Origin of the sequence: Glycomyces rhizosphaerae, assembly GCF_042647865.1 — a bacterium.
GTDB classification, from domain to species: Bacteria; Actinomycetota; Actinomycetes; order Mycobacteriales; family Micromonosporaceae; genus Glycomyces; species Glycomyces rhizosphaerae.
In genome coordinates this window covers 1-23,944 of the sequence record NZ_JBHRWO010000010.1, presented here as the reverse complement: position 1 = coordinate 23,944, position 23,944 = coordinate 1, and the positions used below count along the sequence as shown (strand labels likewise).

Here is a 23,944-nt window from a genome sequence, read left to right as displayed (position 1 = left end):
TGAGGGAAACAGGAAGCGGGGCCGCCCGATGGGCGGCCCCGCATCGCGTTCGTACCGACACCGCCAGTACAGGCGTGCGCACGCTCGCTAGCATCACTGTCCATGACCTTCACCGCCCCCACCCCTGACGCCGGCGTGCCCCAGCCGCCCACCCGTCCCAACGAGGTCTTCCGCTTCGTCTCGCAGCCTTCGGCGATGAAGGGGGCGGCCAAGCACTGGCTCACGGTCCTGCTCCTCGACGCCGGCGTCACCGTCCTCGCCCTCACCGCGATCTTCACGACCGACTACTCCCCGGTCGCACTGTGGATCGTCACCGCCTTGGGCGCCATCGGGTTCCTCATCTTCCTGCTCCTGTGGACCGGTGCCAGGACCGTGCAGGGCTGGACCGGAGACGACCTCATCGACCTCCTGGTCGTGCCCGAAGGCTTCGTCACCCAGGGCGGCCTCGACATCTCCTGGGAGGAGGTCGCGAAGATCGAAGCGGTGAAGTTCTCCCCGAACGCCCCCAAGAAGATGACCCGGGCGGAGGCGGCGGGATACGCCGCCGGCACCGCGATCGTGGACTGGCACGGCGCGAAGACGACGGTCAACATCCACGTGTTCGACGCCAAAGCCCTGATCGAACGGCCGGCCACGAAGACGCAGAAGCTCGCGATCATCGACGCGATCGGCAAACGCGAGGGCTTCGTCGCCACCCAGCTCGGTTTCCGTTCGGGCGAGGAGATGAACCCGCTCCTGCAGTACCTGCGCCAGGCCTGCGCGCAGCATGGCAAGCCGTTCGAGTTCCGCGAGTCCGACACCGGCCTCTGAGCCCGGCACCGTCGACCGCCGCCCCGCAGCACCGGGCCCGCGCCGCCACCTGAGTGAGCGGTTCGGGCCCGCTAGCGTTTTCGGGCACCGGGGCGCAATACGCGCGATTCGCACGGCATCGAAACTCTCGCCTGTCTCAATTTGATATCGAAGTGCGTCCGCGCCGTTGGAGCGTTTCCACCACTGTGCACGGTATCTGTCTTCTGCAAGGACGCTATGGACGGTCATTCCGGATATCGGTGTTCTGTAATCGCCGGCGAGCTGCGATAGCTTGAGAACATCGCGAGACCGCGCACTCCGGCGCGGCGACCCCGCACGTACCCCCGCACTCGCGCACCGGCATTCGGAGCCCGCCCGATGGGAAGGCCCCACCCCTGCAAAAGCACCGACGAGGTGTGTCATCCCTCGAATCGAAAGCTGCATTGAAATGACCAAGAGGCGACATCTACCCGCACTCATCGCCACGGCGGCCCTTGCCACCGCCGCCTGCACCGACGACGAGACCCCGGAGGGCGGCGACGGGGACGACGAGTTCCCGCGCGGCGAGACCCTGTACTCGACCGGCACCGCCTGGGGACCGCCCGGCGACTTCAACCCGATCTCGGCCGGCGGGGTCACCGGCCTCAACGGCCTCGGCTACGAGTACCTCTTCGAGTTCGACACCGTGGCGCAGCGACTCAGCCCCTGGCTCGCCGAGTCCGGCGCCTGGATCGCCGCGCTCGAGTTCGAGGTGCTCCTGCGCAGCGGCATCAAGTGGAGCGACGGCAAGCCGTTCACCGCCGCCGACGTCGCGTTCACCTTCGAGCTGGGCAAGATCGAGGGCGTGTCGTACGGAGGCGTCTGGGACTGGCTGGAATCGGTGGAGGTCGTCGACGACCTGACGGTGAGGTTCCGCTTCCGCGAAGCGCGCCAACAGGAATGGGACAACATCCTGTACACCAACGAGATCGTCCCGAAGCACGTCTTCGAGACCTACACTGCGGACGAGCTGCTGGGCGGCCCGCTCGACGCGAAACCGGTAGTCACGGGCCCCTACGAGGTGCACAGCTTCGACGACGAGCAGATCGCGTGGGTCAAACGGGACGGCTGGTGGGCGACCGAGGCGCTCGACCTCGAGGTGCGCCCCAAGTACATCGTGGACCTCGTGACACCCGCCAACGCCGACATCCTCCACATGCTCGTCGAGGGCCGCTTGGACCTGGCCAACAACTTCACCCCCGGCGTCGACGACTTCCTCACGGGCGACCCGGAACTGAGCACCTACTACGACAAGGCGCCGTTCATGGCGCCGGTGAACACGGCCATGCTCATCCCGAACACCACGCGGAAACCGCTCGACGACCCCGCGTTCCGCCGCGCGATGGCCTACGCGATCAGCCCGGGCGAGATCGTCGACGCCGTCTACGGCGGCATGGTCAGCGAGGCGCATCCGACCGGCCTGCTGCCGATCTGGGAGCGCTACTACGACGCGGAGGCGCTTCGCGAGCACGGTTTCGTCTTCGAGCCCTCCAGCGCGGTCGAGATCCTGGCGGCGGCCGGATACCAGGACGCGGACGGCGACGGCTTCGTCGAGACCCTCGACGGCGAGAAGATCGAAATGCAACTCGTCGTCCCGGCCGGCTGGACCGACTGGGAGGAGGCCGCCCGCGCGATCGCCCGCGACCTGAGCGACGTGGGCATCAATGTCACCGCTTCGTTCATCGACGCCGCCGAGGTCGACGCCGCCCGCGGAACCGGCGACTTCGACCTGCTCATCAACAACTCCAGCTGGGTCACGAACTCCCCGTGGAGCCACTTTCAGTACCTGTTCGAGCTGCCCGTGCGCGACACCCAGAGCCTCTCGAACTTCTCCCGCTGGGAGGACGAGCTCGCCTGGGAGCTCACCCAGGAGCTCGCGACCCTCGCCGCCGACGACCCGCGCTACCCCGAGGTCATCGCCGAACTCCAGCGCATCGCGATGCGCGACCTCCCCGCCCTCCCGATCTGGTACAACGGCGCCTGGTCCCAGGCCTGCAACGCGGTCTGGACCGGCTGGCCCTCCGGCGACGGTGACGAGCCCGGCGTCTACCCGAGCTTCTGGAGCGAGATGTGGGGCCTCGGTGCGGTCCGGATGCTCACCGAGATCGAAAGGGCCGATTGACGACCCGACGCCCCCGTAACCTCGCGGTGGGCCGGGCGAACGCTCGGCCCGCCGCAGGGAGTGACCTAGAACACGACGCTGGTTTCCGGCAGAAGCGATGAATCCGCCCCGCTCGCAGAGTCTGATCATCATCAGCACCATGATCAGCAGGGCAGGGGAACCATATGAGCCAGCTTCTCAGAGTCCAGAACTTCACCGTCTCGGCTGACGGGTTCGGTGCCGGCGAGGGCCAGAGCCTTGAGCGGCCGTTCGGCCACGCCGATCCCGGGCAGCTCATGTCCTGGGCCCTCGCCACGGCGAGCTTTCCCAATCGCACCGACCCCGGCGGGAGCCGCGGCCTCGACGACTACTTCATCCGCGACTTCGCCAACAACATCGGCGCGGAGATCATGGGTGCCAACAAGTTCAGCCCCCATCGCGGCCCGTGGGAGAACTACGACTGGCAGGGCTGGTGGGGCGATGAGCCGCCCTTCCACACCCCGGTGTTCGTCATGACCCACCACCTGCGCCCCTCGTTCACGCTGTCGGACACCACCTTCCACTTCACCGATGCCGACCCGGCCGCCGTGCTCGAACAGGCCGGGGAAGCGGCGCAGGGCAAGGACGTCCGTCTCGGCGGCGGGGCCACCGTGGTCCGCGAATTCCTCGACGCCGACCTGGTCGACACCATGCACGTCGCCGTCGCACCGGTCGAACTCGGCTCCGGAACGCGGCTCTGGGAGTCCCCGGACGAACTGACCGACCGCTTCAATCTCGAAATCGTGCCCAGCCCGAGCGGCGTGACGCACCACCTGTTCTGGCGCAAGTAACCCGGCGCGAGCGCACCGCGCTCGCACGAGGACGGGCCCGCACCGCCACCCGAAAGCGGTGCGGGCCCGCTACTCCTCAAGAAAGGGCGCTTCGTTCGCATACCGGTGCCTGCAAACCGGTCTGGGCTCAGGGCTGTGGTCCGGCTCCGCTGAGCCTCTCGACGAGCCGCCATACCCCGGTTGACGGGTTCAGGTGAGTCTCTCGGTGCCCTGCTTCCAGTTTCTTGGCTCGCTTGATCGCATCCGTTTGGTGAGGATGGAAGTCCTCGCAGCGCAGGGCGCTCTTGTCGTAGTCGGGGAGGTGTTTTTGCGGGCGTCGACGCGCATCCTTTTGATTCAGCTCCGAGCCGCAGTCTTCGAAATGCAGCAGGAGCCATAGCTCAAAGCAAGGGCATGAGACGGCCAGCTGGATCAGCTTTCCTGCGGTTGCGATCGCACGGTGGAAGGTTCCGCCGTCCTTGTAGTCGTCTTCGTCGACGCGTGGTTGACGACCGTGAGCGGATCCTTGTTCTTGGTGACGATCTTGACGTGGGGAATCGTCGGCGAGGACTTGCCCCTGAACTGTTCGAGGTACTGTCGCTCGGTTTCCTCGGCGTCGATGACGACCAGGATCTTGTCTCGACGTTCACGCTGCCGCCAGCGGTCGGGGCGAGTCTTGTTCCGGGGCAAAGGCCTACTCCGTCTTGTTCGCCGCCGCCACGATGTCGACCAGCGATTCAGGATGAATGTCGGGAACGCCGCCATAGCTGCCGCCGAGGTAATGGCGTTCGAGGTTGTGCTCCTTACGGGGCTTGAAGGAGGTCAGCGGGTACAGCTCGCTGGCACCGTCCCCGTGCTTCTCCACGAACCAGACCTCGTCGCGTTTGAGGATCGGCTCACCGAAACTCGTCCCGAGAAGGGTCGCATCGTGGGTCGAGAAGATCAGCTGCGCGTTCTTCGGATTGGTGCGCGGGTCCTGAAAGAGCTCGATGATCCGCGGGATTATGCGCGGGTGCAGGCTCGTATCGAACTCATCGATCACGAGCGCGGCCCCATCACGAAGCGCATCGAGGATACGCGCCATATAGAGCAGAAACGCGATGGTGCCCCGAGACTCGTCGCCTTCCGAAAGGGGAGCGCCTCCCGACCGGTGGATAAACTCGACGCGGCGGTAGCCGGGGAACACTTCCCTCGTGGCGCGGGAGGTGTCGACGCCTGTGGCAAGAGACGTGGCGCTCGGCTGAAGCAGTCTGTAGACGAGCATGTCCTCGGTGGCTTGTGCGGCTGCGGCCCTTTCACCCGACTCCGGGAGGCCATCGAGATAGACGACATGAGCTTCGACAACCCGCATGTCAATGATGCCGAGGTCAGCGACCTTAGCGAGCTTTACTAGCACCGGATGACGTTCGACGGCGTCCGGAAGCTCGTTGTGGAACTTCAGGAAACTTGGGTCGATTCGTGGGTTCGTCGATCGGAGTCCGGTCTGGAGCCACTGCCAGAACGGCTGCCATTCAGTGGCTTTGAAGGTGTCGGCCATGCCGAGTGTCGGCGTATCTGACGGTGTCTCTGACGAGAGCGACTGCAGAGCCGACCGATTCGTCATGCTTGCCCCGATGGTGATCTTCTCGCCGACGCGGTCGAGGAGGACGCGCTTTCGGCCCTGGGGGTAGGCGTTCAGATGCTCGTGTTCGACGCCTTTCGGCGAAACCGAGAGGTGGTACTCATACCGGACGCCGTCCAGTTCACTTTCGATTTCATAGGTCGTCGGCCGATCGATCGAGGTCTGGTCCAGGCGGAACGGCCGGTGCAGTGATTCACTCCAGCGGCCTGCGATGCGATTCGCGAACGAGAGCGCTTCGATCAGGTTCGACTTGCCGGAGGCGTTGGCGCCGTAGACCGCTGCAACCGGCAACGAGGTGAAATCGCTGCCGCTGCGGCTGGGCAGCATCGACAGCTCCTGCGGGTCTCGAAGCGACTTGTAGTTGGACACCTTGAAGCTGATCAGCATGCGAACACCTCCTCCTTCAGAGGCTATCACGCAGAAAAACTGCACAGAATGAATTGAAAGCTCTGAATTCTAGTGGGAGGGCCCGCACCGCCACCCGAAAGCGGTGCGGGCCCTGATTTCCCCGGCTCCGGAGGAAAGTCCTGTTACCAGGCGATCCAGGCCTCGGGGGCGTATTCGCCGCCGAGTCGGTTCGCTTGGAGTCCGGCGTTCGAGAGCGTCCACAGTTGATCGCCGATCACCAGAGAGCGCAGGATCTCCCAGCTGTACGGGTCGCCTCCGGCGGCGCTGTGGTCGATCTGGGCCGCCTCGGTCAGCGTGTCGTCGCCGATGTTCAGCACCACCGCATGGGCCTGGTACTCCCAGTCGAGCACCGGCAGGACCGCGATGCTCTCGTCCTGCCAGTACAGGAAGGCGTGGGGATCCCACAGCACCGACGAGTCGGCGCCTTCGCGGTAGTACTGGTCGAGGACCGTCGCCTCATCGGCGCTCGTGTCGAACAGGCTCGCCTGGAGGCCGGTGGTCTGGCCGTCTTCGGTCGCCTCCTGGCCTACGCCGAGCAGGCGGTCCGGGCCGACCGGGTGGAGGTAGCCGGAGTAGCCGGTGATTTTCAGTTCGCCTGTCACCACGGGGTTCTCAGGGTCGGTGAGGTCGATCGAGTACAGCGGGTCGGTTTGACGGAACGTCACCACGTAGCCGGTGTGGCCGATGAAGCGGACGGCGTAGATCTGTTCGTCCACACCGAGATCGGTCACCGATCCGGTCTCGGTCAGGGCGTCCTCGCCGACCGCGAACACCGTCACCGTCGACTTTGACGGCTCGGCCGCCTCGTCCTCGACCGGGGCGCCGCCCCAGAGGCAGTCGGCGTTCGGCGGGCAGCCGCCCCAGCCCCAGAACTGCTCGTTCTCGGTGGTCGCGATGCGCAGGTGCCCGTCGTACTCGCTCATCGAGTACTGGTTCAGCAGGCTTCCGGCCACCGCCGCCTCGCCCGCCATGCGGGCCTTGCCGTCCTCGAACACGAAGCGGTAGATCTCGCTCTCGCCCTTGGGATCCGACTCGTCCCAGGCGTAGTCGAAGTGCGCGAGGTAGAGGCTGTCGGGAGTGCCGTGGACGGTCTCGCCGTCGGCCATCACCGTCTGCGGCGAGGCCTCGGTCCAGTCGCCGGCGGCGGGCAGCGCGAACACGCTCACCGAGGAGCCGGAGAAGCGCTCAGGGTGCGCGACCTCCGCGCAGTCGACCTGGTGGTCTTGGCCGTTGACGCTGAACTCCGGCAGCCAGTCCTCGATCTCGGTCTCGCGCAAAGCGTTCGCGAGGTCCTCGTCGTCGGCGTCCTCTTCCCACATGGATGCCCACACGGCGTCGATCTGCGGCTCCGAGCCCACGGCGAGGCGCACCTCCCCGTCGACCAGGCGAGCGTCCACCATGGATCCCTCCATGGTGAAGGTGTCGAGCACGTCGAGGGTGGTCGGGTCGAGTCGGTCGAGGCGGAACTCCGTGTAGTAGCCCTTCTCGGCCTCGTCCTCGTCATGGCTCTGCGTGTACATCAGCAGCAGGGAGGACCCGTCGAGGAACAGCTTGTGGTCCCAGGATTCGCTGTCCAGCTCGCGCTCGGCCACCACTTCGGCCGAGCGGGTGTCGGCCACTCGCAGGTTGTTGCCGACGACGCTGTAGACGAAGGTCCCGTCGGTCTTCACGATGTCGGGCTCGTCCACGCCCTCGACGGCGTTGTTGGTCTCGGAGAAGGCGTCGTCGCCGGCGGCCTGCGCCGGTGCCTCGGCGCTGGTGGCTCCGGCATCGGACTCGGCCGCGAAGTCCTCGGTCCCGCCGCCTCGGGCGACGTCGTTGAACTCCCAGTTGCTGAACGCGGCGATGGCCGCGTCCTGGATGCCTTCGAGCGCGGCGTCGCAGTTCTCGAAGGCGGTGAGCTGAGCCGAAACGGGAACCCAAGGGATGGTGCCGATGTCGGGATCAGGGGATTGAGAGGTGCACGCGGCCGCGGCGGCCAAGGACGCCGCCGAGGCGCATGCGATGAGGAGTTTGGTCTTCATGTCTCTTCGGACGCCGGGGCGCGGCGAATGGTTCCCGACCAGAAAAGACGGGCCCGCAGGCGTCCCACCCTCGGCGCTGCTTGCGAGCCGTAGATTGGCAGGGGCCCCGGGCCCGTCCGTGTTCGGACGGCTCACCCTTTAGTGCCGCCCGAGGTCAGACCGCTGATGAGGTGGCGTTCCGCGAACGCGTAGAAGATCAGTGCCGGAAGCATCGCGAGCATGACGAACGCCAGGACCTTCGCGGTCTCGGTCGCATACTCGCCCTGGAACTGCGTCACGCCGAGCGGCAGCGTCTGCCAGGTCGGCTTGCTGAGCACCACCAGCGGCAGCAGGTAGGAGTTCCACGAGCCGACGAGCGCCAGCACCGACACGGTGGCGAGTACCGGCCGCGACATCGGGAGCAGGATCTGGAGGAAGAACCGCCAGGGCCCGGCCCCGTCGATGGTCGCGGCCTCCTCGACCTCGGCGGGGATCTGCCGGAAGAAGCTGCGCAGGATGATGATCGTGAGCGGCAGGCCGAACGCGGCCTGCGGGAGGATCACGCCGAGCGGGCTGTTGAGCATCTCGAAGGTGCGCAGGATGATGAACAGCGGCAGCACGGCCACCGCGAAGGGGAACATCATGCCCGCCGCGAACAGCGTGAAGAGCCCTTCGCGGCCGCGGAACTGGAAGCGCGCGAACACGTACGCGACGGCCGCGGCGGCGGCCACCACGATGAACGTCGTCGCGAGCGCGATGAACACGGAGTTCCCGAGCTGGCGCCAGAACGTCGAGTCGATCATGACGTCCACATAGTTCTGCCAGTTCCAGGGGCTCGGCAGCCCGAGCGAGTTCTCGCGCAGCTGCTGGTTGTCCTTGAAGCCGCCGAGGAGCGCGAACAGGATCGGGGTGGCCACGAAGACCGCCGCGGCGAACGCGGCCACGTAGAACCCGGTGTTGCGCAGCAGTTTCCCGCGTCTGGTGTTGACGCTCATGCACGGCCTCCGTTCGTGATGGAGCCCTGAAGGTCTCGGCCGAGCACGTACCGCTGGTAGATGAGGGCGAAGACGAGGCTGACGAGGAACATGGCGATCGACAGGGCCGAGGCGTAGCCGATCTGGTTGCGCACGAACCCTTGCTCGTACATGGTGATCGCGAGGGTCTCGGACGCGTGGAACGGTCCGCCCTTGGTGAGCACGTAGACGAGGTCGAAGAGCTGCACGGTGCCGATCACCGAGAGGAACACGGTGATGCGGATGGTCGGGCCCATGAGCGGCAGCGTGATGTGCCGGAAGAGCTGCTTGCCGGTGGCGCCGTCGACCTTGGCGGCCTCGTAGAGCTCTTCGGGGATGTTCTGGCGGCCCGCCAAGTACAGGATCATGTGGAAGCCGAAGAACTTCCAGGTGAGGATGCCGAAGAGTACGAAGATGACGATGCCGCGGTCGGAGAGCCAGCCGATGCGCCCGTCGAAGCCGAGCCCGGCGAGGAGGGAGTCGGCGAAGCCGCGGCGCGGCGAGAAGATCAGTCCGAAGAGGACGGCGGTGACGGCCTCGGTGAGGATGTACGGCACGAAGAACAGGAGCCGGAACGCGGTGCGTCCGGGGAAGTTCTGGTGCAGGAGCATCGCGAGGCCGAAGGCGAGCGGCAGCTGCACGGCGATGGAGAGGATCGTGATGAGGGCGATCCGCCACATGTCGCCGAGGAACACCTCGTCGCCGATGAGGGCCTTGAAGTTCTCCAGGCCCACGAACTCGGTGGGCAGGCCGCCGAGCCCGTTCCACCGGAAGAACGCGGTGTAGGCCGCGAACAGGACCGGGAAGAGCACGAAGAGCGAGAAGAGGATGAGGGCCGGAGCGATGAACACGGTCAGCGTGCCGGCGCTGGGACGGCGGCCTCGGCTCTTGTTGCGGGGAGCGCCCCCGGCGCCGGCGGAAGCCGGCGCCGAGGGCTTGGTGCTCACTGCTGTCACTGCTCGGCCGCCCAGGCCTCGTTGACCATGGCGACGAAGTCCTCAGGGGTGAGTTCGCCGAGGATCAGGCCCTGCGAGGCGTCGTTGATCGTGGAGCCGATCGACGGCGGGTACGCCTGGTCGAGGTACAGCTGCGTGTCGGTGGCGGTGGCCATCGCGTCGATCACGGCCTGCTGTTCGTGGTTGGGCTCGGGCAGGACCGCTTCGGGGTTCGCAGCCACAGTGGACATGTTGCCGTCCTTGACCGAGCGGGCCTGGTTCTCCTCCTCGAGGAGGTAGCACATGAAGTCCTCGATCTCGTCGGGCGCTTCCGAGCCGGCCGCGAAACCGCCGCCGCCGCCGAGGAACTCGGTGGCCGTGCCCGGCCCGCCGTCGACGGCGGGGAACGGGAAGAAGCCGAGGCTCTCGCCGATGCCCTCGGTGCCCGAGGCGTCGCGCTGGACCTGCGGGCCCCACTGGCCCATGAGCTCCATGGCGGCGATGCCCTCGCCCATGTGCGCGGCCTGGCCGTCGGCCTCGCCGTACGTGGCTGACTCGAAGCCCTCCTGGAAGGGCTCCATGGCGGCGAGGTCGGCGAGGAGCTGCCCGGCCTCGGCGAACGCCGGGTCGGAGAAGTCCTTGGACTCGGCCGCGGCCGCGAGTCCGTCGAGGCCCGCGAGGCGCATCACGAGGTAGGTCCAGTAGTAGTGGACGGGCCACTTGTCGCCGCCGCCGAGCGCGATCGGGGTGATCCCGGCGTCCTTGAGGATCTGCACGTCCTCGGTGAATTCGGCCCAGGTGGTCGGCGGGGTGGTGATCCCGGCCTGCGCGAACAGGTCCTTGTTGTACCAGAATCCGACGACGCCCTGGTCGAACGGGATCGCGTACAGCTTCCCGTCGATCGTGTAGGCCTCCAAGGCGACCGGGTTGACCAGGTCGAGGCAGTCGAGCCCGGAGATGTCGCGCACGAGCCCGGCCTCCACCTGCTCGGCGAGCACGCCGCCGCCCCAGGTGTTGTAGAGGTCCGGGAGGTCCCCGGCCTGCGTCTGGGTGGCGAGGCGGGTCTTGAAGTCCTCGACCTCGATGGCGGAGACCTCGACGCTCTGGCCGGACTCCTCTGACCACTCGTCGGCCATGGCCTGCCAGGTGGACTTCATCGGGTCTTCGTTCTGGATGTGCCAGAAGGTGACGTCGGCGTCGCTCTCGCCGCTGTCGCCGCACGCGGCGGCGCCAAGTGCGAGCACGGCGGCCGTACCTGCGGCCACCAGCGCTCTCGGCCGGAGCAGGGGATTTCGCATCGTTGCTCGTCCTCTCGAGGGATGAAGGGTGCTCCGAAACTTTCGGGATAAGTATCGGAAACTTTCGATGCGGTCATAGTACCTTCGGGACGGATGAATGTGAAGAGGGTCTCTGTTGCCGCTTCGCAGTCCGGGACAGGACGGGATCAATGCTGCGGAATGCCAGAGTTTTTAAGGCGCAGAACGCGAGAAGGCCGCCCCGGCGAACCGGAGCGGCCTTTCAAGCTTTGGAGCGGGTGACGAGAATCGAACTCGCCTCTCAACCTTGGGAAGGTCGCATTCTACCAATGAACTACACCCGCGAACTCCGCTGAACGGAGCCGATCGAAGTATACAAGGCCGCGGCGGCGGGGCCGGGAGGCCCCGCCGCCGCGGTCATGGTCACAATGTCGCGAGTGCGGCGGTGATGTCGTCGTAGAGGAGTCCGACGTTGGCGTACACGCCCGGGTTGCCGGCCTCGGCGCAGCCTTCGCCCCAGCTGACGACGCCGACGAGCACGCCGTCGGCGGAGACGAGCGGCCCGCCCGAGTCGCCCTGGCAGGAGTCCACTCCGCCGTTGGCGAGGTCACCGGCGCAGATCATGCTGTCCGCGATGAACCCGGAGCCGTAGGCCTCCGCGCATTCGTCGTCGGTGACGTACGGGACGTCCACATAGAGCAGTTCCTGCGAGCCCGAGCCGGACTCGGTGGTGCCCCAGCCGGCCACGGTCAGGGTGCCCCAGTCCTTGGTGTCGGCGTCGGCGAGCGGCACGGTCACGGCGTCCGGGATCGGCTCGGCGAGCTTGACGAGCGACCAGTCGTTGACCATGGTCCCGCCGTCGAAATCGTCGGCGACCTTGATCTCGGCGACCTCGTACACGTCGGTCTGGGTGATGTCGTTGTTGCCGTGGCGGATCAGCATGTCCGCGGCGGCGGTGCCCTCGGTGCAGTGGGCGGCGGTGAGCACGACGTCGGCCTCGATGAGCTGGCCGCCGCAGTAGTTGAAGGAGGGGTCGCTCGCATCGGCGAGCGCGACCATCCAGGGGAACTGGCCTTCGTCGGCGGGCTGGCCGCCGATGATCTTGGCGTCGACGTCGCCGTTGGTGCTGTTGTCTTCGGCGTAGGCGCCGGTCGCGCCGAGGGTGAGGGCGGCGGCGCCGAGGCCTGCCGCGACCACGGCTCCGATGCGGGTGAGGGTCTTTCTGCGGTTCTGCACGCGCAGGTCCTTTCGCGATGGGGTGTCGAGAAGCGGCGGCGTTGTGAGCTGCCTTCCGGTGACCCTACGGGAAAAGCCCTCATATTCATATATTCCCGGCAGAGCCGGTATTTCAGTGAATATGACCGAATTTACGTACCTGTCATGCTAATGGGGACAGAGGAGTGCTAAGCGTCCTTTTCGGTTCGCGGTGGTGATCCACATCGAACGGCATGCGGAAGGGCCGGGGAAACGGAGTCCGCCCGGCCCTTCCGTTCCCGCTATTCGTCGAGGCTCAGCTGCGCGATCGCGAGGGCGATGTCGTCGATCTGGGCGCCGACGCTGGTGTAGACGCCCGGGTCGGGGTCGGCGTAGCAGTCGGAGCCCCAGCTGACGATGCCGGCAAGGACCTTCTGCCCGGCGATCTCGGCCATGAGCGGCCCGCCCGAATCGGCCGGGCAGGCGTTGACCTCTGCGCCCTCCTCCAGGACGCCCGCGCACATCTGGGTCTCGGGGGTGAAGCCCCATTTCCCGGCGAGCTCGGTGCACTCGGCGTCGGTGATGTAGGGGACCTCGGCCCAGCGAAGATTGGACGAGGTGCCGGTGTGGCCCCGGACGCCCCATCCGGCGACCTCGAAGTCCGTCCAGTTGTCGAGGTCGGCGGGCGCGAGCGGGATGGGCTGGGCGCCGAGGATCGGCTCGGTCAGTTTGACGACGGCCCAGTCGTACACGAGGTCGTAGTCGTAGTCGGGGGCCACGATGTAGTCCTCGATCTGATAGGTGTCGGTCTCGGCGTGTTTGACAGAGCCGTGGCGGACCTCGATGGTCTCGGCGCTGCCCTCGTCGAAGCAGTGGCCGGCGGTGAGGACGAGGTCCGGCGCGATGAGCGAGCCGCCGCAGAAGTGCGAGCCGTCCTCGGTCCAGGACAGCGAGACCATCCACGGGTACTGGCCTTCTTCGGCTCTCTCGCCGCCGGCGATCTTCGTCTCGACATCGCCTCTCGGTTCGGGCTCTTCGGCGAAGGCCCCGGTCGTGCTCGCCACGAGGGCGGCGGCGCCGAGTCCGGCGGCCGCGAGCGTGCCGATCCGGACGAGGCGCTTCCTGCTGCTGCGCATGCGCATCCTTTCCAAGTGTTCGGGTCCGACGGAACCGGGCGGGCCGCGTGTCGCACGCGGTCCGCCCGGTCGCTATGAGTGAATCGGACCGCCTGCCATGCGGCCCTGAGGGTTCGGGGCCTCACCCGGCCCCGGGGTGGTTACTCCCAGCCTGCGAGGACTTCCTCGATGGCGTCGTTGAAGTCGGCGACCTCGCCGTACACGCCCGGGTTGCCGGCCTCGGCGCAGCCGTAGCCCCAGCTGACGATGCCGACCAGGACCTGCTCGTCACCGGCGGGGGTCATGATCGGGCCACCGGAGTCGCCCTGGCAGGAGTCGACCCCGCCGTTCTCGATGTCGCCGGCGCACAGCATGGACGCCGCGTCGACCTCGTCGGGGTAGGCCGCCTCGCAGTCGGCGTCGTTGACGAACGGCACCTCGACCCACTGCGCGATCGGCGGGAAGCCCTCGCCGGTGTCGCCCCAGCCGGCGGTCTCGAGGGTCTCGAACTCGGTGGGCTCGGTGCCCAGCGCGATCGGCTCGACGTCGACCGGCTCGGCGAGCTTGAGCAGCGCCCAGTCGTTCGCCATCGCTACGGGCGCGTTGTAGTCCTCGGCGACGTGGAGGTCCGCGACGGCGGTCTCGACGACGTCCTCGGACTCGAGGTCGATCGAGCCGGAGAAGACCACGAGGTCCTCGGCGGCCGAGTCCTCGACGCAGTGAGCGGCGGTGAGAACGACGTCTTCGGCGATCACCGAGCCGCCGCAGAACTGCCGGTCGTACGCCGAGCCCTCACCGGGGGAGCCGAGGCCGACGAGCCAGGGGTACTGGCCCTCTTCGACGGGCTGGCCGCCGATGATCTGTGCCTCGAAGTCGCTCGAGGGCTTGACGGGCTCTTCCGCGTGGGCGGCGATGCCTGCCCACGCGATGGCGGCGGCGCCGGCCACGGCGCCGAAGCCGGTGCCGAGGCGGACCAGGTTCTTCCTCTTCCTGTCCACTGTGAATCCTTTCGGGGTGGATGTGAGGGTTAGGCCGTTTGGCCGTCCTAGACCGAAAGACGCAGTGAGAGAGATTCATGGTTGCTCACGGCTAAAGAACTTTTTCAGCGAATAATGGCAAAAGTCGCTCAGGGAAACGGAAACGGCCGGACAGGCGAACGCCTGTCCGGCCGGAAATCGTTGTCCCGCAAGACCTTCTATCCGCGCTCCGAGCGCAGCTCCTTGCCCAGGTGGAGGGAGCCGTCCGTGCAGGCGTAGTGCCCGAACGGGGTCACGGGGAGGTAGCCGAGGGCTTCGTACATGGCGACGGCCTCGGGCTGGCGCGGGCCGGTCTCGAGGATGACGCGCTTGCGGCCGGCCGCGGCGGCCGAATCCTCAACGGCCGCAACGAGGAGGCGGGCAAGGCCGCGCCTGCGGGCGGTCTCGCGCACGTAGACGCGCTTCATCTCGGCGTCCTCCCCATGAGTGCGCCAGCCGCCGCAGCCGGCGGGCTCGCCGGCCTCGTCGTAGGCCACGATGAAGTCGCCGTTCGGCGGGTGGAAGTCGTCCTCGCCCAGCTGCGTCTCGTCGCCCCCGCCGTAGCGGCGGACGTACTCCTCCTGGATCTCGGCGCAGAGCGTCTGCGCCACAGGGCTGTCGAACCGGGTCCTCGAAAGCGTGTACTGCACGCGTCCAACTTTGACATGGCGGCCGTGACCGCGCCAGCGCCTTTGGTCACGCAGGGTGCGGTCCGGCCGCGGTCCGCGGGCGCGCGCTTACGCGCCACTGCTGCTTGCGCAACGGGGATCGGGTGCCCAGTTCAGGACGGTTCGACACCCTCCGATCGGCCGAGGTGTCAACGGGCCGTTCGGCGTTCGTATCCGGCCGAACGCACAGACTTGGCCATCACCCGTTCGTCGGTGTCCTCCACGCCCGGTAACGCGCCGCGGACCATTACGATCTTCACATCGGCGATGGTCGAATCGGGTCCGGCATTCCGGGCGCCCCATCGACGACGGTCGAAGTCTGGTGCGACGATCCCGGCACCGCTTCGCCCTCGAACGCACGCGGGCGTGCGCATCCCTCCGGCTTCGGCCGGGCGCGCCCGGGGCACGGCCCAGGCCGTGTCCGAATCCGGACCACCCGCGCAGGAGCTTCTGCGAACGCGCGGGCGACCCGGCCGCGATCCGGTAGGAAGGAGGCATTCACCCACATGCGCACAATGCTGCGACGGAGGCCCCAGATGGCACGCGCTGACCGCTGGCAGGGCTGGTCGGCGCCCTCGGTGCGGACGGCGTTCACCGCCGCGTTCGCTGTCGTCCTCGTCCTGGTCGGACTGCGGCTGACCGTGCGCGACGACTCGCATGCGATCTCGTGGCTGGCACTGCCTCCCCTGGCGGCCTCGGCGTTCCTGCCGTGGCGGTGGGTGGCCGGGGTCGGGCTCGCGAGCATGGTGGCGGCCTTCACCTACCTGTGGATCCTGCATGACTTCGCGATGGACGGCGTGGTCTCGCACGGCGTGGACTTCCTGGTCGTGGCCGTGGCCGTGGTGATCTCGGTGGCGGTGGCGATCGTGCGCGAGCGCGACGACGAGCGGATGAAGCGGCTGACGCAGCTGGCCTCGGTGGTGCAGCAGGCGATCCTGCGGCCGATCGGGGAGCGGCTCGGGCCCTTCGACATCGCGGCCCGGTACGTCTCGGCGCGGTCGGGCGCGGACATCGGCGGGGACCTCTACGAGGCCTTGAACACCGATTACGGCGTGCGGATCATCATCGGCGACGTGCGCGGGAAGGGCCTGGACGCCGTGCGGCTCTCCTCGACGGTGCTCGGTTCCTACCGGCACGTGGCGTTCGAGCGGGCCGAGCAGCGGTGCATGGTCAACGACCTTGACCACGCGGTGGCCCGCAACGCCGGCGACGAGGACTTCGTGACGGCGATCCTGCTGCAGGAGCGCGGCGGGACCTTGGAGATCGTGAACTGCGGGCACCCGCCGCCCATGCTGGTGCGCGACGGGGTGGCCACGTACCTGGAGCCCGAATCGATGGCGCCGCCGCTGGGGCTGAGCCCTTCGGCGCGGGAGCTGACGGTGCGGCTGCAGCCGGGGGACCGGATCTTCCTGTACACGGACGGCCTGGCGGAGGCGCGCAAGGACGGCGAGTTCTTCCCGATCCGCGAGCGCGCTTGGAGCCTGATCGGCCACGGGAACGTGGGCGACGGACTGGCCTCGCTGGAGTCGGCGCTGCGCCGCTGGGTGGGCGGCCCGCTGACCGACGACATCGCGCTGCTGCTGCTGGACTACCGACCGGACAGCGGCGAACGCTAGGAACTAGGCGCCCGTCGCCTGCCCGATGCGGCAGCGGCGCAGCCGCTGCATGCGCGAGACCGTGCGGCGGCGCTTGGTGAGCCGGACCGGGAGCCGGCGGCGGAAGTTCACCGGGCCGCCTCTTCGAGGGACACGGCCGCGGGGAAGGGCACGCGGAAGACGCGGTGCAGCACGGGGCGCGCGCGACGGTGGCGGCCGATGTAGGCGGGTCGTGCGCGTGAGGCGATGCGGTCGGCGACGGCTCGGATCATGGGGTGCTCCCGGTGGTTCGCACAGGCGGTCGGTCACACGGTTCAACGAGGCACGGGTGCGCAGGTTACGGCAAACCCGCCGAACTGCCGGAACGCTCACCCGATCGAAGGAACGACCCCAGGCCGGGGCAGTCGGGGATCCGACTGGACTTCCTTGTTTCCGGACTTTTCAACAGACCTTCGGCGCGGAATACTTGAGCTACCTACTGACGGGTAATATGATGGGGGTTACCACCGAGTAATGGAGGACCCGCAATGACGCACTTCCGCCACAACCTCCGAGACCTGGAGTTCAATCTCTTCGAGGTCTTCGGAGCGGACAAGATTCTCGACAATCCGGCCTACGCGGACCTGGACGAGGCGACCGCCCGCGAGATTCTGGCCGAGCTGGCACGCCTGTCCGAGGAGGAGCTGGCAGCCAGCTTCGTCGAAGGCGACCGCAACCCGCCCGTCTTCGACGCGGCCACCAACTCGGTGCATCTGCCCGAGGCGTTCAAGAAGTCCTACAAGGCGTTCATCGACGCCGAGTACTGGCGCCTCGACCTCCCCGAGGTCCTCGGCGGCACCTCCGCGCCGCGCATGCTCTGGTGGTCCCTGGCCGAACTCGTGCTCGGCTCCAACCCGGCCCTGTGGATGTACGCCGCCGGCTCCTCGTTCGCGCACAGCGCCTACCGCGAGGGCACCGACGAGCAGAAGGAATGGGCGAAGCTCTTCATCGAGAAGGGCTGGGGCGCGACCATGGTCCTGACCGAGCCCGACGCGGGCTCCGACGTCGGCGCCGGCACCACCAAGGCGTACCAGCAGCCCGACGGCTCCTGGCACATCGAGGGCGTCAAGCGGTTCATCACCTCGGGCGACCAGGACATGACCGACAACATCATCCACTACGTCCTGGCCCGGCCCGTCGGCGTAGAGGGTGTCGGCGGTCCCGGCACGAAGGGCCTGAGCCTGTTCATCGTGCCGAAGTTCCTGTTCGACCCGGCGACGGGCGAGCTCGGCGAGCGCAACGGCGTGAACGTCACCAACATCGAGCACAAGATGGGCCTCAAGGTCTCCGCGACCGCCGAGCTCACCTTCGGCGAGAAGTCCCCCGCGAAGGGCTGGCTCCTCGGCGACAAGCACGAGGGCATCCGCCAGATGTTCCTCATCATCGAGTACGCGCGGATGATGGTGGGCACCAAGGCCATCGCGACGCTCTCCTCGGGCTACCTGAACGCGCTCGACTACGCCAAGAGCCGCATCCAGGGCGCCGACCTGCTGCAGTCCACGGACAAGACCGCGCCGCGCGTGCCGATCATCAAGCACCCGGACGTGCGCCGCTCGCTGCTCATGCAGAAGAGCTACGCCGAGGGCCTGCGCGCGCTCGTCGCGTACACCGCCTCCTGGCAGGACAAGGCCCTGCTGGCCGAGGCCGACGGCGACGAGGACGCGGCCGAGACCGCGAAGAAGATCAACGACCTGCTGCTGCCGGTCGTCAAGGGCTGCGGTTCGGAGCGGGCGTACCAGCTGCTGAGTGACGAAGCGCTGCAGACGTTCGGCGGATCCGGGTACCTCCAGGACTACCCGCTCGAGCAGTACGTCCGCGACGCGAAGATCGACACGCTGTACGAGGGCACCACCGCGATCCAGAGCCTCGACTTCCTGTTCCGCAAGATCATCAAGGACAACGGCGAGTCGCTCATGGTCGTCGCCGGCGAGATCATGGAGTCCACGCAGGACGGCCACGCGGAGCTCGAAGAGGTGCGCGGCAGGGTGCTGCGCGCGCTCGGCGACGTGCAGGGCATCCTCGAGGCGCTGCAGCCGGCGCTCATGGCCGCGATGGGCGACGAGCCGCGCGAGCTGTACAAGGCCGGGCTGCACTCGCGGCGCCTGCTGCTGGCCGTGGGCGACCTGATGGTCGGCTGGCTGCTGCTGCGCCAGGCCGAGATCGCCCAGAACAACCTCGACGCGGGCGCGGACGACGACTTCTACCGGGGCAAGGTCGCCGCGGCGAAGTTCTTCTCCAAGGAGGTCCTGCCGCGCCTCACCGCCGACCGCAAGGTCGTCGAGGCCGCCGACCTGACGGCGATGGACCTGCCGGACGAGGCGTTCTAACACTTTCGAGTGATAGTGCCGTGGCGGGGCCCACTCGGGCCCCGCCACGGCGCGTTTTCTGTCGGACCCGGCTGCAACGCTCGGCCCCAGACTTCTTTCCCCTCTAGTGGCGGGTGGGGGTTTGTGGACGGCCTTTGTAGCCTGCGCCACGACAAGCCTCAGACCAGCGCACGCAGTTCGCGGACGGACAGAACCGGCCGAAGTCGAATCAGCTCGCGGTCGGGCCGAACTGGCCGAAGTCGAAGTAGACCGGGTCGTCGCCGCTCGTCATCTCCGCGAGCGCCGCGTCCAACCCGTACAGGGTCCCCCGCAGGAACTGCAGGTTCCGCCAGGTCGCCGCGTGGAACTCCAGGTACTGGACCGTGGCGTTCTCGGCCGCGCCCGGCGCGGTCCCGAACGCCGGGGCCCGGCTCAGCGTCCCGGTCGCCAGCACCGGGAGCACCTCGTTCTCCAGCTCCTCGATCAGCTCCAGCAGGAACTGCCGGTACTCGCCGATCGCCTCGGGGTCGAACACCCGATCCGCCATGGTCGCTCCTTCCGACGGCAAGCCGTCTAGTTGTAGGGGTCCTCGTTCGGTTTGGTGTAGCCCCAGACGTTCCCGGTCTCGCGCCGCGCCAGGTTCTGCGGGCCCTCGTCGTCCTTCTCGTCCTTCTTCTTGTCCGAACCCGAACGCTCCGAAGGCTTCCCGCCCCGGCCCGGCGCACCGCCCGCGCCACCGGAAGCTCCGGGGAACAGCCCGCCCTTGGCGCCGCTCGCCGAACCGGTGGTCGTCGGCGTCACCGCCGGACCGAAGAGCCCTTGCGGCACATTGCCTGCGGGGCCCGGCGATCCCGGCAGCATGGGCGCGCGTCCGCCGCCGGAGTACGAGCCGCCCCCTGAACCGGAGCCGAAGCCGCCGCCGCTCGCGAGACCGCCCGACGGCTCGTCCTCGTCGGCTTCCTCGCTCTCCCAAGGCGTCTCCTCGGCGAGCACCGTGCCGTCGCCGTTCGGCGGCACCGGGCTCGGGTCCTCGGTCGTCTGCGGTGCGACCGGGGCGGCGGGCTGCTCCGCCTCCGGCACCGTCAATTCCATATAGGACGTGTCGGCGGCGCTGGGGTACGGCCGGTCGTCGCCCGTGGTCCGCACCGCCTCCAACTCCGCGCTCTGCCCGGCGAGCTTCTCCGCGATGGCCTCGTCGATCGCCGCCTGCCGCTCCACATACGCCGCCAGCTCGGCCGCCACCCGCTCGGCGAAGACCTCCCTGGCCTCCTCGCCCGCGAGCGCCCGCACCTCCGACACCAGCGTCCCGAGTCCCAAGAGCTGCTGGCCCACCCGCTCCTCGATGAACTCCCGCACCTCGGTCGCCAGGCCCGTGTCAGCCCCCGCCAACTCCAGCGCCTTCTCCGCCTCATCGCAGGTCATCTGGATGCAGTCGCCGTGCCACCAGGCCGGGCGCACATGCAGCGCCACGAGGTTCGACCATTCCCCCTCGGTCCCGACCAGCGGTGCGGGATAAGGGATCTCGCCCGAGTCGCCGCCCTGGAGCGTGTAGATCGCCGACTCCCGGCTCGCCAACTCCGCCACCGTCGCCTCGATGTCGTCGAGCGCACCCTCCACCAGGATCCGCGCCTCGTCGGCCTGCGCCGCGAACGCGTCGAAATCCTCCCCGGCCCAGCCCTCGGCGAGCTGAGCCAGCTTCGACTTGAACCGATCCGGCCACGTGCCGACCTTCGACCCGACCTCCTCTGTCCAACCGGTCCGCAAGTGCTGCAAAGAGAACGCGTCGGCGTCCTCGGGCCGGACCGCGGTCACCGCGGCCCGGAAGTCCGCTTCGGTCGGATACGCCATGCCCTCGCACCGCGGCTTGAAGCGCTCCCGCTGCCCCTCCACCGGCACCGCCGAGGCCAACTGCACCCAGTCCTCCTCTGCCGGATGCGCCACCGGGTGCGGGCACTGTGCCGACGAGCAGCCGGCGCGGTCGCCCGAGCCCATCGTCGCGGTGTCGCCGAAACCGAGCGTGAACTCGAACGTCGGCAGCTCCAGAAAACCGGTGTCGGCGGACCCGTCCTCACCGCTGGCGAACAGCTCATCGGTCATCGGCGGCACACCTCCTCCTCGCGTTGCAGACCCGTCCCGGGCCTTCGATTGCGTGTGCGGCCCATGGAAAGCCGAGTCGTCACGAATCCGTCATGGGTTGGTCAAGCTCGCGCCGGGACCGAGCCGTGACGAAGCGCGCGACAGTACTCCTGACGCCGCCGGGCGTCCGCCCGCAAGGGCGTCGACACCTCGTAGAAGGAGGAGCCCATGACCGTGCACATGGACGTTGAAGATGTGCGAACGGGCGGCACCGGCCTGCGCGGACTGGCACCGAACAGCCAAGCCGCATCCAGGCGGGTGGAGCGCCCGGCGGCGACTGCGGCCGAGAAGAACACCGGTTTCGCCACCGGTGAAGCGGGCCGCCGCTGGCAGGCGGCCCTCTCAGCCGTCACCACCGGCGTCGAGCACCGCCTCACCTGGCAGGGCGACCAGGTCGTCGGCAGCGCCGACGACCTCGACACGGCCGACAAGGAGATGAGCTCCCGCTTCGGCGGCATCCAGAGCCAGATCACCCCCGTCCCGAAGCCTTAGGAGGACACCATGCCCAGTTACCAGGACGCGCTCTCGGCCCACCCCTCCGAGTTCCTCACCTACGCCTCGGAGATGACCGCGGCGGCCACCGACCTCGCCACCCAGCAGACCGAATACGGCGCCAAGGTCTCCGAGATCAACAACCACTGGCGGGACACCGCCAACGACGCCTTCAACGGCGAAGTCGGCAACGTCAACGCCCACCTCACCCAGGTCATCGGCGAAGTCACCGCCACCGCGGGCAGCCTTGCCGCCACCGCGGGGCAGATGCTCCTGGAGTGCACCGGCCTCAAAGCCGCCGACGCCGCGCTCAAGGCCGTCGGTTTCAACATCCAGCCCGCGCCGATGGTGACGCTCGGCCCGGCGCAGCGCACCGCGATCGCCATGGCCGGCCCGTTCGGCGCGGTCATCGAAGCCGGACTCCAGGCCCAGGCAATGGTCGGAACGCTCGGCCTCCAAGCCCTCACCTCCCTCATCAACGCCGCCGACTCGACTGCCGGAGCGGCCCTCACGCAGGCGGCCGAACTCCTGAAGCCCTTGGACGACAAGTGGAACCCGGCCGGGGACATGGAGTCCCACAAGGCCGCCGAAGACCATTCCACCGCTGCCACAGAGGGATCCGAAGAGGAGTCCGCCTCTGAAGAGGAGGAGGAGAAGCAAGAAGAGCAGCAGGAAGAAAAGGAGTCGACCGAGCAGCAGGACCAGCAGCAGGAACCGACCTCACCGGAGAGCCAGCAGCCCACCACCCCGGAGACTCCTCAGGGCATGGAGGACATGGCCCAGCCCGAGATGCCCGAAGTCGACAATCCCTGGGACGCTTCCGAACTCGAAGACTCCGATGACCTCTCCGGCGGCCTCGCCTCCGGTGGCGGCGGCCTCGGCGGCGCTCCGGGCGGCGGCCTCGGCGGTATGCAGTCCGGCGGTGCGCCCACCGGCGGCGGCGTGGGCACCGCGACCGTGGTCGGTGCTCCGGCCGGGGGCGCCCCGACCGGCAACGCGGCCAAGGCCGGCGCGGCCGGCGGCATGATGGGCGGCGGTGGCGGCCGCGGAGCGGGTGGCAATACCGGCGACGAGGTCGAGCGCGAATCGTTCCTCCTCGAGGACCCGGACGAGGACGTCTGGGGCATCAAAGCCGCCGACGACCTTTACGAATAAGCGCGCAGATGACGAATCGGTATGAACCCGGAACCGGCGTCAAAGTCGCGGGACGCATCTACGCCGGGCTCGTGGCCTTCGGCTTCGCGATCATCTGCTTCATTTGCGCGGCCAACTCGGGCGGCGACGACGAGGTGACATGCGGCGGTCAGGAGATGGAGGCCGACGACACCTGCGTGACCTTCGGGAACGGGGACTCGTATGAACAGGACTACGACGAGGTGGCCGACGCCGAAGACAGCCCGTTCGATCGAGTGGCAGGCGTGATCGGCGGCATCATCGCCATCGCCTTCGGTCTGTTCGCGCTGTTCGGCCCGGACCCGGACTCGAGCCCGAGCGGTGCAGTCGCGAGAAGGCCATCTGCCCGGAAACCGGCCGAGGACGTGACCGACGCTGAACTCGTCTCACTGGCCGCGGCTTGGCAGAAGCAGTCGGGTGCGCCGCTCCTGCCGATGACCTTCAAGGGCCGCGACATCGAAGTCGTCGTCAGCGGCGCCGACGTCTCGGCTTGGAGCACCGCTCGGCCAACCGGCGGCTTGGCCGAACGCCGTCTCCGGTTCCGGCTCGAATGGAGCGAGATCGCGGCACTCGAATACGACAGGGACGGGACCGGCGCCATGCGCGCGCTCGTCGCGGTCGGCCGCGGCGACGGGTCGCGAGAGCCGCTTGCCGACGCCGTGCAACTCCCCGCGATGCGCATCCACGCAATGGCCGCGGCGATCGAGTCCTACAGCGACGGTCGGGTGAGGCTGAGGTAAGACTCCGCCACGAGTCCGCGTCCCGCACGGGAGCGTCGGTCTCTGACCGGCCATGCGTCAACCGTAGTTGACGATCGAGTGATCGTCAACTACGGTTGACGCATGGAAGATGGATTGACCGCACTGGCGGAGGACGAACCCGACCCCCTGCGGGGCCTGCAAGTCGTGCGGCGCATGCGAACTGAGGCCGAACGCCTCGAATCGGTCATGGTCCGCCGCGCCCGCAACAATGGCTCCAGCTGGGCCCAGATCGCCACGGTCCTGGGCGTCTCCAAGCAGGCGGTCCACAAGAAGCACGGCGGCAAGGGCCGCTAACCGCAATGCCGTTCAGTTAGTGGGGTGGTCGGGTTGTCAAGCCTGGTCTCGCCCGGTAGGTATGGAGCAAGGGGCTCTTGGTAGAACGGTTGTGCTGCAACCATGTTCATCATCCCGAGGAGCCCCTTGCCTGCTCATACTGTCATAACGCGTGTCATTCGTGCTGCGGGCGGGGCCTTCG

The 23,944-nt window shown here is 67.9% G+C and carries 23 protein-coding genes and 1 tRNA gene; 9 read left to right on the top strand and 15 right to left on the bottom strand.

Annotated elements, in window-relative coordinates; all coding sequences use genetic code 11:
• Nucleotides 1-102 precede the first annotated feature (102 nt).
• From ACFO8M_RS09675 to ACFO8M_RS09665, 3 genes are all read left to right on the top strand, one after another.
• Nucleotides 103-810 carry a hypothetical protein gene (locus tag ACFO8M_RS09675; protein ID WP_387973961.1) on the top strand — a complete coding sequence of 236 codons (708 nt, stop codon included), beginning with the start codon at nt 103-105 and terminating at the stop codon, nt 808-810.
• A 427-nt stretch (nt 811-1,237) separates the two neighbouring features.
• Nucleotides 1,238-2,950, top strand: coding sequence for an ABC transporter substrate-binding protein (locus ACFO8M_RS09670; RefSeq protein ID WP_387973958.1), 1,713 nt, complete (start codon nt 1,238-1,240; stop codon nt 2,948-2,950).
• Nucleotides 2,951-3,114: 164 nt separating this feature from the next.
• Nucleotides 3,115-3,759 carry a dihydrofolate reductase family protein gene (locus ACFO8M_RS09665; RefSeq protein WP_387973955.1) on the top strand — a complete coding sequence of 215 codons (645 nt, stop codon included), beginning with the start codon at nt 3,115-3,117 and terminating at the stop codon, nt 3,757-3,759.
• A gap of 127 nt (nt 3,760-3,886) precedes the next feature.
• Here ACFO8M_RS09665 and ACFO8M_RS09660 read toward each other — a convergent pair whose 3' ends face one another.
• The 12 genes from ACFO8M_RS09660 to ACFO8M_RS09605 all read right to left on the bottom strand — a co-directional run bounded on the left by ACFO8M_RS09660 (nt 3,887) and on the right by ACFO8M_RS09605 (nt 14,949).
• Complete coding sequence (locus ACFO8M_RS09660; protein ID WP_387976312.1) at nt 3,887-4,192, bottom strand: RloB family protein; 306 nt, start codon at nt 4,190-4,192, stop codon at nt 3,887-3,889.
• Nucleotides 4,171-4,428 (bottom strand): hypothetical protein, encoded by a 258-nt coding sequence (locus tag ACFO8M_RS09655; protein ID WP_387973952.1) that lies wholly within the window; start codon nt 4,426-4,428, stop codon nt 4,171-4,173. Before ACFO8M_RS09655 ends, ACFO8M_RS09660 begins: the two co-directional genes overlap by 22 nt.
• A gap of 4 nt (nt 4,429-4,432) precedes the next feature.
• Nucleotides 4,433-5,746, bottom strand: coding sequence for an AAA family ATPase (locus ACFO8M_RS09650; protein WP_387973950.1), 1,314 nt, complete (start codon nt 5,744-5,746; stop codon nt 4,433-4,435).
• 143 nt (nt 5,747-5,889) lie between these two features.
• Nucleotides 5,890-7,791, bottom strand: a complete 1,902-nt coding sequence (locus tag ACFO8M_RS09645) for a beta-propeller domain-containing protein (protein WP_387973947.1) — start codon at nt 7,789-7,791, stop codon at nt 5,890-5,892.
• 131 nt (nt 7,792-7,922) lie between these two features.
• Complete coding sequence (locus ACFO8M_RS09640; RefSeq protein ID WP_387973944.1) at nt 7,923-8,765, bottom strand: carbohydrate ABC transporter permease; 843 nt, start codon at nt 8,763-8,765, stop codon at nt 7,923-7,925.
• Nucleotides 8,762-9,739: a carbohydrate ABC transporter permease gene (locus ACFO8M_RS09635; protein WP_387973941.1), complete on the bottom strand. Its 978-nt coding sequence runs from the start codon at nt 9,737-9,739 to the stop codon at nt 8,762-8,764. Before ACFO8M_RS09635 ends, ACFO8M_RS09640 begins: the two co-directional genes overlap by 4 nt.
• The gene (locus ACFO8M_RS09630) at nt 9,736-11,016 is read right to left on the bottom strand and encodes an extracellular solute-binding protein (RefSeq protein ID WP_387973938.1); all 1,281 of its coding nucleotides are present in this window, start codon (nt 11,014-11,016) and stop codon (nt 9,736-9,738) included. Before ACFO8M_RS09630 ends, ACFO8M_RS09635 begins: the two co-directional genes overlap by 4 nt.
• A 228-nt stretch (nt 11,017-11,244) precedes the next feature.
• Nucleotides 11,245-11,318: transfer RNA gene (locus ACFO8M_RS09625), tRNA-Gly, on the bottom strand.
• 79 nt (nt 11,319-11,397) lie between these two features.
• Nucleotides 11,398-12,210, bottom strand: coding sequence for a S1 family peptidase (locus tag ACFO8M_RS09620; RefSeq protein WP_387973935.1), 813 nt, complete (start codon nt 12,208-12,210; stop codon nt 11,398-11,400).
• 260 nt (nt 12,211-12,470) lie between these two features.
• Nucleotides 12,471-13,304, bottom strand: a complete 834-nt coding sequence (locus tag ACFO8M_RS09615) for a serine protease (RefSeq protein WP_387973932.1) — start codon at nt 13,302-13,304, stop codon at nt 12,471-12,473.
• Between the two features lie 140 nt (nt 13,305-13,444).
• Nucleotides 13,445-14,281 carry a S1 family peptidase gene (locus ACFO8M_RS09610; RefSeq protein ID WP_387973929.1) on the bottom strand — a complete coding sequence of 279 codons (837 nt, stop codon included), beginning with the start codon at nt 14,279-14,281 and terminating at the stop codon, nt 13,445-13,447.
• Nucleotides 14,282-14,478: 197 nt separating this feature from the next.
• On the bottom strand, nt 14,479-14,949 hold the full coding sequence (locus ACFO8M_RS09605) for a GNAT family N-acetyltransferase (RefSeq protein WP_387973926.1): 471 nt from the start codon (nt 14,947-14,949) through the stop codon (nt 14,479-14,481).
• A 554-nt stretch (nt 14,950-15,503) separates the two neighbouring features.
• Here ACFO8M_RS09605 and ACFO8M_RS09600 point away from each other — a divergent pair.
• A complete protein-coding gene (locus ACFO8M_RS09600) occupies nt 15,504-16,583 on the top strand; it encodes a PP2C family protein-serine/threonine phosphatase (protein WP_387973923.1) in 1,080 nt (359 codons plus the stop codon).
• Between the two features lie 107 nt (nt 16,584-16,690).
• On the opposite strand, the gene ACFO8M_RS09595 is transcribed toward ACFO8M_RS09600, so the two are convergent.
• Complete coding sequence (locus ACFO8M_RS09595) at nt 16,691-16,834, bottom strand: hypothetical protein (RefSeq protein WP_387973920.1); 144 nt, start codon at nt 16,832-16,834, stop codon at nt 16,691-16,693.
• Nucleotides 16,835-17,089: 255 nt separating this feature from the next.
• Here ACFO8M_RS09595 and ACFO8M_RS09590 point away from each other — a divergent pair, with 255 nt between their 5' ends.
• Complete coding sequence (locus ACFO8M_RS09590; protein WP_387973917.1) at nt 17,090-18,928, top strand: acyl-CoA dehydrogenase; 1,839 nt, start codon at nt 17,090-17,092, stop codon at nt 18,926-18,928.
• 208 nt (nt 18,929-19,136) lie between these two features.
• Here ACFO8M_RS09590 and ACFO8M_RS09585 read toward each other — a convergent pair whose 3' ends face one another.
• A complete protein-coding gene (locus tag ACFO8M_RS09585) occupies nt 19,137-19,454 on the bottom strand; it encodes a hypothetical protein (RefSeq protein WP_387973914.1) in 318 nt (105 codons plus the stop codon).
• 26 nt (nt 19,455-19,480) lie between these two features.
• Nucleotides 19,481-21,004, bottom strand: coding sequence for a hypothetical protein (locus ACFO8M_RS09580; protein ID WP_387973911.1), 1,524 nt, complete (start codon nt 21,002-21,004; stop codon nt 19,481-19,483).
• Between the two features lie 207 nt (nt 21,005-21,211).
• Here ACFO8M_RS09580 and ACFO8M_RS09575 point away from each other — a divergent pair, with 207 nt between their 5' ends.
• From ACFO8M_RS09575 to ACFO8M_RS09560, 4 genes are all read left to right on the top strand, one after another.
• Nucleotides 21,212-21,535 (top strand): hypothetical protein, encoded by a 324-nt coding sequence (locus ACFO8M_RS09575; protein WP_387973909.1) that lies wholly within the window; start codon nt 21,212-21,214, stop codon nt 21,533-21,535.
• Nucleotides 21,536-21,544: 9 nt separating this feature from the next.
• Nucleotides 21,545-22,690: a hypothetical protein gene (locus ACFO8M_RS09570; RefSeq protein WP_387973906.1), complete on the top strand. Its 1,146-nt coding sequence runs from the start codon at nt 21,545-21,547 to the stop codon at nt 22,688-22,690.
• Between the two features lie 8 nt (nt 22,691-22,698).
• Nucleotides 22,699-23,448: a hypothetical protein gene (locus ACFO8M_RS09565; protein ID WP_387973903.1), complete on the top strand. Its 750-nt coding sequence runs from the start codon at nt 22,699-22,701 to the stop codon at nt 23,446-23,448.
• 102 nt (nt 23,449-23,550) lie between these two features.
• Nucleotides 23,551-23,763, top strand: coding sequence for a hypothetical protein (locus ACFO8M_RS09560; RefSeq protein ID WP_387973901.1), 213 nt, complete (start codon nt 23,551-23,553; stop codon nt 23,761-23,763).
• Nucleotides 23,764-23,944: the final 181 nt, after the last annotated feature.

Excerpts from the sequence above, each read along its gene's own strand:
- ACFO8M_RS09675 (WP_387973961.1), top strand. The coding sequence starts at position 103 with ATGACCTTCACCGCCCCCACCCCTGACGCCGGCGTGCCCCAGCCGCCC.
- ACFO8M_RS09670 (WP_387973958.1), top strand. The coding sequence starts at position 1,238 with ATGACCAAGAGGCGACATCTACCCGCACTCATCGCCACGGCGGCCCTT.
- ACFO8M_RS09665 (WP_387973955.1), top strand. The coding sequence starts at position 3,115 with ATGAGCCAGCTTCTCAGAGTCCAGAACTTCACCGTCTCGGCTGACGGG.
- ACFO8M_RS09650 (WP_387973950.1), bottom strand. The coding sequence starts at position 5,746 with ATGCTGATCAGCTTCAAGGTGTCCAACTACAAGTCGCTTCGAGACCCG.
- ACFO8M_RS09645 (WP_387973947.1), bottom strand. The coding sequence starts at position 7,791 with ATGAAGACCAAACTCCTCATCGCATGCGCCTCGGCGGCGTCCTTGGCC.
- ACFO8M_RS09640 (WP_387973944.1), bottom strand. The coding sequence starts at position 8,765 with ATGAGCGTCAACACCAGACGCGGGAAACTGCTGCGCAACACCGGGTTC.
- ACFO8M_RS09630 (WP_387973938.1), bottom strand. The coding sequence starts at position 11,016 with ATGCGAAATCCCCTGCTCCGGCCGAGAGCGCTGGTGGCCGCAGGTACG.
- ACFO8M_RS09615 (WP_387973932.1), bottom strand. The coding sequence starts at position 13,304 with ATGCGCAGCAGCAGGAAGCGCCTCGTCCGGATCGGCACGCTCGCGGCC.
- ACFO8M_RS09600 (WP_387973923.1), top strand. The coding sequence starts at position 15,504 with ATGGCACGCGCTGACCGCTGGCAGGGCTGGTCGGCGCCCTCGGTGCGG.
- ACFO8M_RS09595 (WP_387973920.1), bottom strand. The coding sequence starts at position 16,834 with ATGATCCGAGCCGTCGCCGACCGCATCGCCTCACGCGCACGACCCGCC.
- ACFO8M_RS09590 (WP_387973917.1), top strand. The coding sequence starts at position 17,090 with ATGACGCACTTCCGCCACAACCTCCGAGACCTGGAGTTCAATCTCTTC.
- ACFO8M_RS09585 (WP_387973914.1), bottom strand. The coding sequence starts at position 19,454 with ATGGCGGATCGGGTGTTCGACCCCGAGGCGATCGGCGAGTACCGGCAG.
- ACFO8M_RS09580 (WP_387973911.1), bottom strand. The coding sequence starts at position 21,004 with ATGACCGATGAGCTGTTCGCCAGCGGTGAGGACGGGTCCGCCGACACC.
- ACFO8M_RS09575 (WP_387973909.1), top strand. The coding sequence starts at position 21,212 with ATGACCGTGCACATGGACGTTGAAGATGTGCGAACGGGCGGCACCGGC.
- ACFO8M_RS09570 (WP_387973906.1), top strand. The coding sequence starts at position 21,545 with ATGCCCAGTTACCAGGACGCGCTCTCGGCCCACCCCTCCGAGTTCCTC.
- ACFO8M_RS09565 (WP_387973903.1), top strand. The coding sequence starts at position 22,699 with ATGACGAATCGGTATGAACCCGGAACCGGCGTCAAAGTCGCGGGACGC.
- ACFO8M_RS09560 (WP_387973901.1), top strand. The coding sequence starts at position 23,551 with ATGGAAGATGGATTGACCGCACTGGCGGAGGACGAACCCGACCCCCTG.